Source organism: Chitinophaga varians (genome assembly GCF_012641275.1).
Lineage (GTDB): Bacteria > Bacteroidota > Bacteroidia > Chitinophagales > Chitinophagaceae > Chitinophaga > Chitinophaga varians_A.
On sequence record NZ_JABAIA010000001.1, the window covers coordinates 1,386,022 to 1,398,501 of the forward strand.

Consider the following 12,480-nt stretch of genomic DNA (forward strand, 5'->3'; position numbering starts at 1 on the left):
TCAATAAGATAGATTTAATGATTTTCGCATCCCTCATAACCTCCGCTTATCTCGGATAACATTTTGTTATGGGGAAAAGCAGCGGGGAACGGTGATTCGGACGGTAGTACCGGTGCATAGGACCAGACAGAAACACACATTAAAATAAATCACTATTTTTACTATAACATTAATTATATAACATTAATTAAATGCCCGTTACCCTTATTCTTCATTTTAACCCTGTCACCTATGAAAGAAATCAGAAAACCAGCACCCCGAAGAGTGGCTATTGGCTACCTACTGGCCGCCCTGCCTTTGCTGCTTTTCATCTTTGTGTTCCTGTTCATTAACGCCACAGCAGGCACCACCTGGCAACAGCTGGCGCCGGTCTTAGCACAGGTATTAACAGCGGTGTCAGTCGGACTGGCAGGCGTTGCGGCACAATGGTAAAAGCCATTTTCCTTTATGCAAAGCCGGTTATCCTGCCGTCTTTTATTGATAAATGTCTCCTTGCGCCGCAAGAATTCTGCGGTGGTCATCTTCCCGTTATTATCTTTGCGGCGTAAAATGGCATTATGATCAATACGGTAATATTCGATATGGACGGCCTCCTGGTAGATTCAGAGCCACTGTGGGGTATCGCGATGAGAGAAGTGTTTGCAACAGTAGGCGTCAACCTCTCCGCTGAGCTGACGCACAAAACCACCGGGCTTCGTACCCGCGAGGTGGTCAGCTACTGGCACAGCTATTTCAAATGGGAAGGTAAAAGCACCGAACAGGTGACCAACGAGATCATCGACAGCGTGACCGCTAAAATCATCGCGGAAGGCAAGGCGATGGAAGGGCTTCAATATATACTGGATTTTTTCAAAGCGAAAGACTTTAAAATGGGCCTGGCCTCTTCTTCACCCCTGCGGCTGATTGAAGCGGTACTTGCACATTTACATATACGTGATTCTTTTCAGGCGGTATACTCCGCAGAATTTGAAGACTACGGCAAACCCCATCCGGCGGTATACCTGGCCTGCGCCAAAGCACTCAACAGCGATCCGCTGGACTGCATCGCTTTTGAGGACTCCGTTACCGGTATGACAGCCGCCAAAGCCGCGCGCATGACCACCGTAGTGGTACCTGAGCCGCATAACCGTCACGACCCGCGTTACGCACTGGCCAATATGCAGCTGGATTCCCTGCTGGACTTCAATGATCAGCGGCTGTCCCTCCTCATGCAACACTAATCTGTTCATCATATCAACCCCTGGTTATGAAAATCATTGACCTGTCGAAGACTATCGAATACAATAAACAGGACCCCTGGTTTATGCGTATCCGTATCAAACACAAGGCCCACCGGCAAAGCCGTTCGCTGATCCGTTTTTTCCTCGGCCTGCCGGCAAAACTGTTCCCCAAAGGTTTTGAAGGCTGGGCAGACGATAAGATCGTAAGCATGGGCGTACATGCCGCTACGCATATCGATGCCCCATGGCATTATGCGCCGCAGGTAAACGGTCAGCCTGCCAAAACCATCGACCAGATACCACTGGAATGGTGTTACGGCGACGGCGTAGTGATCAATATGACACACAAGGCGGATTGTGAGGAGATAACGCTGGCGGATATACGAGAAAACCTGCAACAGACAGGTGCAGTGATTCAACCAGGCACCATCGTGTTGATCTATACCGGCCGTGACCAGTACATTGGCACCCGTGAATACCCGATGCGGGGCACCGGTATGAGCGCGGAAGCCACCCATTGGCTGATAGACCAGGGCGTGAAAGTAATGGGTATTGACCAGTGGGGATTTGATCTTCCGCTGAAATATATGGTGCAGAAAGCCAAAGCAGAAGGGAAGGACGACTATTTCTGGCAGGCCCACCTGGTAGGCCGGCAGAAAGAATACTGCCATATGGAGCAGCTGGTGAACCTCGGCGCATTGCCGCCGCACGGTTTTAAAGTGGCGGTTTTCCCGCTGAAGATCAAAGGCGCCAGTGCCGCACCTGCGCGGGTGGTGGCCATGATTTGATTATCAAAATAAGCTTATCTTTATTATACCTGAATTAGTTGGAGTCCGCACGTTCCCTCACATGCCGGTGCTGTAGCCCCCTTTCCCAAAACTCCCCCGTCAGATAACCAAAATAACCCAACTATGCATCATTTCTACATGAAACAAAAGCTCTTAAAACGGGTACTGTTTGCCCTGATATTACTTCTCAGCCGGTTTTCCCTGTCAGCACAGGATACTTTATATGCCACTTCGCAGGTGACAAATTCGAACGGGCTATGCCTTACCTGCAGGGTGCAGGACAGAAATAACGCTGTCAATGGTAACCGTAATGATTATACGACTTTATTGCTGGGCACCAGTCTGCTGGGCGCTCAAATTTCACAAACGCTGATTTTTCCATCGTTACAGACAGACCCCAATGCGGAAATCACCATTGAAATAGCCAATAATGACGGGCTTTCTATTAACCTGCTGGGTTCAGTAGCTGTCAGTACCGCTCCCGACGGATATAATAATGACCGGTACATTATAGCTGATGACGACTTTGAACGCATTCCTAATTCAAACAGGCTCACCTACACCTTCAGGGCAGCAAAGCCTTTTGACCGGGTCACGGTACAGTTGAATGCCGGGCTGCTGGCCTTAGGCAGCGGGCTGAAGGTGTATGGCGCCTATACGACTGTCCGGTCACTCTCCAACTGTATCGAAGCTCCGCCTGATGTGTATGCCTATTACCCGTTGGACAGTACTGTAAAAGACCTGGGGCCCCGCCGGCTCCATGGTATTACCGGCAACATGACCTACACCACAGGTGGCGTGTGCGATCTGGCAGCCATTGACAGTCTTTCCGGCGGAAAACAATTCCTGGTACCTGAATTCACTCTCGCAGATTCGGCAGTGGCTTTTTCGGTTTGGGTAAAAACGCTGCCTGGCCAACAAGGAGGAATTTCATTTGCAACAAACAAATATACCTTTGAGATATCCCCCGACAACGCCACATTCAAATTCCAGCTTGATTTGATAGGAGAAATTCTGGCCACACCGCCGATAGTTTCAACACAGCTTTATTCAGATACGGGCTATATACATGTTTTAGCTAACTACGGGAACCGGCAGCTGAGCCTCTATGTCAACGGTGATTGGGCGGCCAGCTTTGACGATATGCCGCACTACGTGTTTACTTCCGGGACCACCGCAGGACCGGCCGTTTTCCGCATAAAAAACATGATAGCAGATGAATTGACCATCTATAACCGTGAGCTAAGCCTGGCAGAAATCGAAAAGTTAGCAGGACGACGAAACGATTCAGTCGTCAGCAGGTCTTCGGCCACAACCGCGCTAATCCAAACCGGGCGCCTGTCTTCCGGTAAAAATATACTGACAATAGCGCCTAACCCTGTTTCCGGCACGTTCCGCATAAACGGTAACATTCCGATAGAGAACAGCATGCTGGTATTAACAGACCTGTCAGGCAGGGAGGTGTTCAGGACTTCTCCTGCTTCGGCGACATTAACATTGCCGGCAAATGTGTCTCCGGGCGTGTATGTGCTGCGATTGCAGACAAAAGAAGGAAAGATATACAGTACCAAAGTGGTTGTTCACCACTAGGCACAAAAAAAGAGGCTGTCCTTGCGGGACAGCCTCTTTCATTATTTGCCAAAACGGATCTTATTGTGCGCTTTTTTCTTCGCCACCTTCAGATTGTTTCAGTTTTTCTCTCAGTTCAGCCAGTGCACCCAGGTCACCTAAAGTAGCTTTTTCTACTTTGCCCTGAATGTTTTTCACTGCTTTACGGGTTTTGTCAGCTTCAGCTCTTTTCTCTTTCACAACAGCTTCTTTTTCTTCAGCCTGTGCTTTTTCCCATACTCTTGTGTGAGAAACCAGGATACGTTTTTCGCTGCGATCGAATTCGATGATCATGAATTCTTTCACGTCTTCAACGTTGATTGGTTTTTCGTCTTCTGTTCTCAGGTGACGGGCAGGAGCGTAAGCTTCCAGGCCGTATTGCAGTTGAACAGTAGCACCTTTCTCATCTTTCTTCACAACTGTACCTTCGTGCACAGAGTTGATCGGGAAGATAGTTTCGAAAGTGTTCCATGGATCTTCTTCGATCTGTTTGTGACCGAGGCTGAGTTTGCGGTTTTCTTTGTCAATACCCAGGATCACTACATCTATTTCGTTACCTACTTTAGTGTATTCAGATGGGTGGTTGAAACGTTTGATCCAGCTCAGGTCAGAGATGTGGATCATGCCACCGATACCAGTTTCCAGTTCAACGAACACGCCGTAAGGAGTGATGTTTTTAACGATGCCTTTGTGACGGCTGTCAACCGGGAATTTAGTTTCGATAGTAGACCATGGGTCTTCTGTCAGTTGTTTGATAGACAGAGACATTTTACGTTCTTCTTTGCTCAGGGTAACTACCACTGCTTCGTATTCTTCGCCTAATTTGAAGAATTCCTTAGCGTTGATAGGAGTAGAAGCCCAGGAGATTTCAGAAACGTGTACCAGACCTTCTACGCCCGGCATGATTTCCAGGAATGCACCGTAGTCTTCGATGTTAACCACTTTACCTTTAACTTTAGCACCTTCGGTGATAGTAGCTGGTAAAGTATCCCACGGATGCGGAGTGAGTTGTTTGTAGCCCAGGCTTATGCGACGTTTTTCGTCGTCGAAGTCCAGTACAACCACGTTGATTTTCTGGTCCATCTGGAGCACTTCGCTCGGATGGGAGATACGGCCCCAGGAGATGTCTGTGATGTACAGCAGACCGTCCAGACCGCCCAGGTCGATGAACGCACCAAAGTCGGTGATATTCTTGATGGTACCTTCCAATACCTGGCCTTTTTCCAGTTTGGAGATGATATCCACTCTTTGTTGTTCGATATCGCTTTCGATCAGCGCTTTGTGGGAAACTACGGCGTTGCGGATGGTTTCGTTTACTTTCACCACTTTGAACTCCATGGTTTTGCCTACAAACTGGTCGTAGTCGGTAACCGGTTTCACGTCGATCTGAGAACCTGGCAGGAATGTTTCCATACCGTAAACGTCCACGATCAAGCCGCCTTTGGTTTTGCTGGTAACAGTACCAGTAACCACTTCGCCTGTTTTGTAAACTTCCACGATTTTTTCCCATGCACGTTTCTGGCGAGCCTGTTTACGGCTCAGGTGCAGGTTACCGTCGCGGTCTTCTTTTTCCACTACCAGCACTTCCACTTCGTCACCGATTTTCAGACCCGGTAAGTCACGGAATTCGTTCAGGGAGATCAGGCCGTCGGATTTGAAGCCGATGTTGATCACCACGTCAGTGTTGGTAATACCTACTACAGTACCGCTCAGCAGGGTGTTTTCTTCAAACACTTTGAAGGTGCTGTCATAAGTCTGGTCGTACTTTTCTTTCTCTTCTTTGCTGTAGGAAGAAACGTTACGTTTGTCCACGCTCCAATCGAAATCGTCGTGGGCAGTTGCTACTACAGGAGCCTTTTTTGTCGCAGTTTCTGCCGCAGCTGCCTGCGGAGCCTGTTGCTCTGCGTTTTGTTCGTTAATAATGTTGTTTTCGCTCATAAAAAATGAAAATTTAAATCCGGAATACCCGGACTCCCTGTTTTATGGGACGGCAAAAATACGAAAAATTACCCGTTTAACCTCATTTTTCCGGAAGAAATCCCCTCTCCCGTCCCTCATTTAACGTTCTTTTCGGATATTTTTTAATCATATTTGAATTTATAATACTACAAAGGCAGGATTCCGTTTATTTTTTACCAGCCGTTGTCAACCAGAATAGCGAAAATTTGTTATTTATTCAGTGTCCAATTGATAATTATCTGCAGTAAAAAAAGTTAAATTTCATCAACTGAAAATCTGCCCTGTAAAGGGTTTTAAATCCCGGATTTTTATTTTAATTTGTGTATATGAACGGGACCTCATTTCAATCGGATATTCGCTTCTGGCTCAGACAAGGCAACACGGTCAATCATTTGCTTATCTGGAACATTGTCATTTTTATCGGGATCAACCTGTTGTATCTCATTTCTCCCAATACCGCATTTGCATGGACATTTGACCAGCTGACCCTTCACTCCCTGCCCGGCACTTTTATCAGGAAACCCTGGGGACTGATCACCTACATGTTCACCCATGTAGAGATCTTTCACGTCTTCTTTAATATGCTGAACCTTTACTGGTTCGGAAATCTTTTTCGTAGTTTTTTAGGCAATAAACGCGTATTGCCGCTTTACCTCATGGGTGGTATTACCGGCGCGGCGTTGTATATGTTGTCCTACAACCTCCTGTTTCCGGGGATGCCTTCCACCATGATCGGCGCTTCCGCCTCGGTGATGTGTATGCTGGTGGCCTGCGCCACCCTGATGCCCAATTATGAGATCGGGCTGTTGTTTTTTGGCAACGTCAGGCTGAAATGGCTGGCCCTCGCCGTGATCGTACTGGGTGTCATCTCCATCCCGCGGGGCAACCTCGGCGGCATTATCGCCCACATGGGCGGCGCTCTTTTCGGCTTCGTCTATATCAGTGCGCTGCAAAGCGGCACAGACCTCTGCAAACCACTGATCTGGCTCTTCGACGCTGAAACCCGGCGGGAAAACAAACGGGTACAGGCCAGGACCAAACCCAAAAAGTCACCGCTGAAAGTGGTGAAAAAACCAGACGACAACAACCAGTTGCGCCTGGACCAGTTGCTCGACAAAATCAATGAAAAAGGCTATAACAGCCTCAGCGCGGAAGAAAAAGCCTGGTTGGACAAAGTGAGCAAAGAAAACTGATTACCTTTGCCTTTCAATTTTCGCCCTTTTACGCATGAAAACTTTTAATGTTCCGGTCATATATCGCAGTCCGCTGATCAGCGCCATCAAAAACCAACGCAAACAGCAGGACCGCATGAAAAAGGACTTCACGCCCACCACGCTTGATTTTGGTCCGCTGAAAATACTGCTTGCCCGTCACTTCGGCTTTTGCTACGGCGTGGAAAACGCGATCGAAATCGCTTTTAAAACGGTAGATGAGAACCCGGACAAGCGCATATTCCTTCTCAGTGAAATGATCCACAACCCGCATGTCAACAATGACCTGCTGGAACGCGGCGTTCAGTTTATCATGGACACCGCCGGTAATCAGCTGGTGCCCTGGGAAACCCTGCAGTCCGACGACATCGTGATCATTCCTGCTTTCGGCACCACCATCGAAACAGAAAACAAACTCTCCTCCCTTGGCATTGAACCGCTGAAATACAATACCACCTGCCCTTTTGTGGAGAGAGTATGGAACAAGGCGGAACAAATCGGCAAAAAGGCCTATACCGTCATCGTTCATGGCAAACCCAAACACGAGGAAACAAGGGCCACCTTCTCCCACAGCCAGTCCAATACCCCTACCGTGGTGGTAAAAGACATGGCAGAAACCGAGAAACTGGCACGTTACATCACCGGCGAAACACCGGCCGAAACCTTCTATGAGGAATTCAAAGGCCAGTACTCACCAGGCTTTGACGTTAACAAAGACCTGCAACGGGTAGGTGTGGTGAACCAAACCACCATGCTGGCCACTGAAACACAGGCCATCGCCGATTATATCCGCCAGGTGATCGTAGCCCATTACGGCCTCACAGAGGCCAATACAGGCGAACGTTTTGCCGATACCCGCGACACGCTCTGTTATGCTACCAATGACAACCAAACCGCCGTTATCGGTATGCTGGAAGAACCAGCAGACCTGGCGATCGTGGTAGGCGGCTATAACAGCTCCAATACCTCCCACCTGGTGGAACTGTGTGAAGAGAAGCTGCCTACTTACTTTATCAGCGCACCAGAACAAATGCACCACGCCAACAAGATTGACCATTGGGATTTCCATCAAAAGAAGGAAATCCACAGTGATACTTTTTTACCTGAAAAATCACAGGTGACCATCCTGCTGACGAGTGGCGCATCCTGCCCTGATGCTTTAGTGGAAGGCGTCATCCGCCGGTTATTGTCTTTTTACGGACTGGAGCACAAAGCAGATGAACTGGCTATAGTTGACTAATAAAGGTCATTTGTAACAAGATTATTCAGAAAGTTTTTATAACAAAAAAGACACCAGAAGGTGTCTTTTTTCTTTGGGGCTAATCACGCTAGTAATGCAGAGAATAAAATTTATATATAGCGCTAAAATTGAAATCGTAATTCAAAATTAAATCTTCCTGAAAACGCATACAACAGCCATTTATTATCTGGTAGTTTATTGACCATAAGTGGCATAAAAAAGCCTAAAATCGGAAAGCATTTTTTGCCGGAAACGGAAAGCAATCGTTTTCCATAAAAGCCGCACCCCTACCGGACATGCGCCTTGCCTGGCTAAAACTGCATGGCCCGTTTCAGAAAATCCGCCTTGCGGCGCCTGGACACTTCTACCTGCGCACCATCACTCATCAGCGCAAAGCCCCCCTCTCCCTGGATATATGACTGCATCTGTTGCAGGTTGATCAGGTGTGAATTATGTACCCGGAAGAAATCCACGTCTGCCAGCAGTTCTTCAAACTCCTTCAACGGCCGGGACACCATCAGGTTCTTTTTATCTGTAAAGAAAATACGGGTGTAATTGCCGGTAGACTCACAGCGGACGATGTTCTGTACAGGCATAAACACCAGTCCGTTGATGGTAGGCAGGGCAATTTTTTTATGTGACTGCTGCAGCGTTTTCATGTTTTGCAGGAACACGTCCATCGGCGAAAGGCTGTTGGTGTCTTTCTGGCGTTGTTGCTGTTTTTCCCTGCATCTGTCGAGGGCATCCTGCAACTCCTTTACACTGAAGGGTTTGAGGAGATAGTCCAGCGCATTGAATTTAATGGCCTTGAGGGCGTACTGTTCATAGGCAGTAGTAAAGATGACGTCAAACCCGATTTTTTCAAACTGTTTCAGTAATTCAAACCCGTTCTGGTGAGGCATTTCCACATCCAGAAAAACCAGATCGGGGTGAAGTTCATCCACCAGTTCTTTGGCTTCTTTTACTCCTTTGGCTGATCCAATCACTTCTACACCCGGGCACTTCCTGACTAACATGGTTTGCAAGGCATCAATACAATGTTGCTCATCATCTACGATGATAGCTCTTATGTCGCTCATGCTGTGGTAGGTTTAGCGGTACGGCAACCGGCCGTCCGTTTTTATTTATGCTAAAATATGAATTCGGCCGGTAAAATAATAGTCACCATGGTACCAGCCGGCTGCCCGGCGGTATCTTCCAGGTCGGTGACCATTACCCTTGCCTCCTTATTATTGATTTTCCGGATAAGATCGATCCTTCCTTCGGTCACTTTCATGCCGACAGAGTTATGCCCCTTTCCTTTCTTCTCCTTTATCTCCATCGCTTTCTGGCGGCCGATGCCGTTATCAGTGATGGTACATACCAGGCTTCTGTCTTTCAATACGATATCGATATCGAGCCTGCCCTTGTCATCGTGTTTATGCACCAGCCCGTGCCAGATGGCATTTTCCACATATGGTTGAAGGATCATGGGCGGTATAAGCACCTCCTCGTCGTTGATATCAGTGCCGATGCGGATATTATATTCAAAGATGCCATTACAGCGAAGGGATTCCAGATCGAGATAAAGCCGCAGGGATTCCAGTTCCTTGTTGAGCGTTACAAACGTATGCTGCGTATTATCGAGGATCAGGCGCATCAGTCGGGAGAACTTGGTGAGGTAGTCAGAGGCCTCTTCCTGATTATTGCTCCAGATATACCGGTGTATGGAGCTAAGGGAGTTAAAGATAAAATGCGGGTTCATCTGGGAGCGCAATGATTTCAGTTCCAGCTGGAGGGTTTGTTTGTTGGCTTCCAGGTTACGGTGGCGGATGTAGAAAAAACCGCCTATGATGGCCATGAGCAGAAAGCCGGCCAGCGCGAAGATGAACACCACGTTCCGTTTGGTCTTAAGCTCACCCAGGGTTTTATCGTGTTCCAGTGTTTTGATCTGATTGTCTTTCCTGTCCACCTCGTAGATTGCCTGCATCTGTTTCAACGCCATGGCAGATTTTTCGTTGAGGATGCTGTCTTTATACAACAGGGACTTGTCGGCCGCGTCCAGTGAGCGCCGGAAGTCGCCACTGGCCTTGTAGTCTGCCGCCAGTGCCTTATAGGCTTCCATCAGCATGGATTTGAAGTTCCAGAAGATGCTCAGGTCTATGGCCTGTTGCATGTACTTACGGGCTTCGTCGTGTTTATTTTGCGCACTGAGAAGTTTGCCGATATTGAGATAACTCTCAGCCACGTGGACTTTATCATCTACCTTATCATTTACCACGAGGGCTTTTTGTAGAAATTCCATCGCGGTGGCGTAGTCCTTTTTCTCTTTATAGGCGGTACCGAGCGCGTTATAACATATAGCCATTCCCGTAGGATTGTCTATTTTCTGGTTGACTGCCAGGGAGCGGTGGTAGTATTGAATGGCGAGGTCCAGTTTGTGCTGTCCCTGATAGGCATAGCCCAGGTTACCCAGGTTGATGGCCACGCCAAGGTCATTATGGCTTTCCGTTTCCAGTTTCAGTGCCCGGTCGAAATGGCGGACAGCGTCTTCATAGTTTTCCGCTGTCAGCTGGATATTGCCGATGCTGTTGGTGGCCACGCAGATATTGCGGGTATCGTTGATTTTTTCTGCCAGTTGCAGTGCGCGGAGGTGATAATCGAAGGCTTGTTGCAGTTTATCCTGACGGCGGCAGTCTACCCCGGTGTTATTGAACGACAGGCACATCATCAGGGTATCGTTGGCATCTTCCGCGTATTTGATGGCTTTTTCGTGGTAATCTTCCGCCACGAGGTACTGGGATTTGTTTCTTTTGGCCGTGCCCAGTTCATTATACAGGAGGGCGAGGCTGCGGGCGGAGCGCAGTTTATGGGCCAGTGGGAGGGCATCCTGCCAGAACTGGTTTTCTGACCGATGGTTATCGAAATAGCGGCCGTATTGTTTGCCGGCACTGATCAGCGCTGACACCTTGGCGGTATCGTTGGGTAGTTTCCGGATAGAGTCCAGCGTGTGGTACATCCGCAGGGAGTCCTGCGCATCAGCGGCCCAACCGGCTCCTATGAGGAGCAAGCCTAAAAAACACAGTATTTTAATAGACATGAGCTGAACAGTGTGACCACACAATTTAAGAAGAATTACGAATTACAAACGACGAATTACTGATTACGGTTCATTTCAGGGACAAATTCCTGAAGAAGCTATCACCAGGTGCTTTTTAAAAAAGCGAAAGGGCGAAAGAATTCGCCCCTTCTTCCTATTAACCGAATACACCTACTGAAAATATGGAACGGCCATGGCAAGCCACGCCATCCCACATTTCTCTTTATGCCAGACAGGATGCAAAAAAGCCGTGCCGGGCGGAATTTATTTATAGTTAAGTTCAATAATCGGTTAATAGCAAAGGTTTTGTGGATATAGTTTACAAATAAGACTTCATAAAGACAGTTATATCTTTTACGCTTCAGCGATCACAGTTTCAATGGTTGTCTTACTGCATGTTTATGCGGACAGGCATCAGCCGGCCGCAAAAACATTGCCCACATTCAATACCCTGGCAATATTTCAGGTCAGATAAGGTCAAAGCATGGAAAACCCTGTCAGTTGGCGACATAGTTTTGCATACAAATAAACAGCAGGAAATTCTTCAGGATGTGGAAAATTATTGGGATAGTCCGCTGGTGGTTAGGCAGGGACATGGCAAATGTATAAAAAGACTTTTAATAAAAGAAAATAATATTTCATGAAGTGTGGGCCAATGTGGCGTCTTCCACCCATTGCATGACGAGGTCCATCTGGTCTTCCCGGCTTAACTGGCTGTTATCCAGTATTATAGCATCATCAGCTTTACGCAGCGGGCTGATTTCGCGGTTAGCATCGATATAATCTCTCAGTTCCAGATTTTCTTTTACTTCTTCTATGGAGATGTTTTTATTTTTCTCGTAGAGTTCTCTGAAGCGGCGTTCTACCCGGATAGCGATATCCGCGGTCATGAAGATTTTAAGTTCAGCATGTGGGAATACGACGGTCCCGATATCCCGGCCATCCATGACGATGCCTTTGCGGGCACCCATTTTTTTCTGCTGGGCAACGGCGAAATCGCGTACTTCTTTCACGGCGGCCACTTCACTTACTTTTTCCGCCACGAGCATTTCGCGGATCAGGTGCTCCACATTTTCTCCGTTGAGGTGCATTTCGCTGACACCGGATTTGGGATTGTATTCAAACTCGAGGTGTATGTCTGCCAGGGCAGCCACGACAGCCGGCTGGGAAGCCCAGTCCACGCGGTTTTGCAGAAAATAAAGTGTGATCGCACGATACATGGCGCCACTGTCTATATAGACATAGTCCAGCTTCTTAGCCAGTTGTTTTGCCAACGTACTTTTGCCACAAGAAGAGTAGCCATCTATCGTGATGATGATTTTTTTCAACCTTATTTATTTAAAACCGCCTACAGAGATAACCCCACAAAATTGAG

Annotated in this window: 10 protein-coding genes; 6 read left to right on the forward strand and 4 right to left on the reverse strand. The window is 47.8% G+C overall.

Annotated features, from left to right (window positions below; genetic code table 11):
- Positions 1–231: 231 nt before the first annotated feature.
- The 4 genes from HGH92_RS05625 (at position 232) to HGH92_RS05640 (ending at position 3,598) form a co-directional block, all read left to right on the forward strand.
- A complete protein-coding gene (locus tag HGH92_RS05625; RefSeq protein WP_168869765.1) occupies positions 232–432 on the forward strand; it encodes a hypothetical protein in 201 nt (66 codons plus the stop codon).
- A gap of 125 nt (positions 433–557) precedes the next feature.
- Positions 558–1,220 carry a hexitol phosphatase HxpB gene (gene hxpB, locus HGH92_RS05630; RefSeq protein ID WP_168869766.1) on the forward strand — a complete coding sequence of 221 codons (663 nt, stop codon included), beginning with the start codon at positions 558–560 and terminating at the stop codon, positions 1,218–1,220.
- 26 nt (positions 1,221–1,246) lie between these two features.
- Positions 1,247–2,008 carry a cyclase family protein gene (locus tag HGH92_RS05635; protein WP_168869767.1) on the forward strand — a complete coding sequence of 254 codons (762 nt, stop codon included), beginning with the start codon at positions 1,247–1,249 and terminating at the stop codon, positions 2,006–2,008.
- A gap of 123 nt (positions 2,009–2,131) precedes the next feature.
- Entirely contained in the window at positions 2,132–3,598 is a 1,467-nt protein-coding gene (locus tag HGH92_RS05640) for a LamG-like jellyroll fold domain-containing protein (RefSeq protein ID WP_168869768.1), read from the forward strand.
- A 60-nt stretch (positions 3,599–3,658) separates the two neighbouring features.
- Here HGH92_RS05640 and rpsA read toward each other — a convergent pair whose 3' ends face one another.
- Positions 3,659–5,554 (reverse strand): 30S ribosomal protein S1, encoded by a 1,896-nt coding sequence (gene rpsA / locus HGH92_RS05645; protein WP_168869769.1) that lies wholly within the window; start codon positions 5,552–5,554, stop codon positions 3,659–3,661.
- 347 nt (positions 5,555–5,901) lie between these two features.
- Between rpsA and HGH92_RS05650 the strand changes: the two genes are divergently transcribed.
- Together HGH92_RS05650 and HGH92_RS05655 are read left to right on the forward strand one after the other, a co-directional pair.
- Positions 5,902–6,768: a rhomboid family intramembrane serine protease gene (locus tag HGH92_RS05650; protein ID WP_168869770.1), complete on the forward strand. Its 867-nt coding sequence runs from the start codon at positions 5,902–5,904 to the stop codon at positions 6,766–6,768.
- Positions 6,769–6,802: 34 nt separating this feature from the next.
- A complete protein-coding gene (locus HGH92_RS05655) occupies positions 6,803–8,026 on the forward strand; it encodes a 4-hydroxy-3-methylbut-2-enyl diphosphate reductase (protein ID WP_168869771.1) in 1,224 nt (407 codons plus the stop codon).
- A 311-nt stretch (positions 8,027–8,337) separates the two neighbouring features.
- On the opposite strand, the gene HGH92_RS05660 is transcribed toward HGH92_RS05655, so the two are convergent.
- From HGH92_RS05660 to cmk, 3 genes are all read right to left on the reverse strand, one after another.
- Entirely contained in the window at positions 8,338–9,105 is a 768-nt protein-coding gene (locus HGH92_RS05660; protein ID WP_168869772.1) for a LytR/AlgR family response regulator transcription factor, read from the reverse strand.
- A gap of 50 nt (positions 9,106–9,155) precedes the next feature.
- Positions 9,156–11,105, reverse strand: a complete 1,950-nt coding sequence (locus tag HGH92_RS05665) for a tetratricopeptide repeat protein (protein WP_168869773.1) — start codon at positions 11,103–11,105, stop codon at positions 9,156–9,158.
- A 638-nt stretch (positions 11,106–11,743) separates the two neighbouring features.
- A complete protein-coding gene (cmk, locus tag HGH92_RS05670; RefSeq protein ID WP_168869774.1) occupies positions 11,744–12,433 on the reverse strand; it encodes a (d)CMP kinase in 690 nt (229 codons plus the stop codon).
- Between the last annotated feature and the right edge of the window lie 47 nt (positions 12,434–12,480).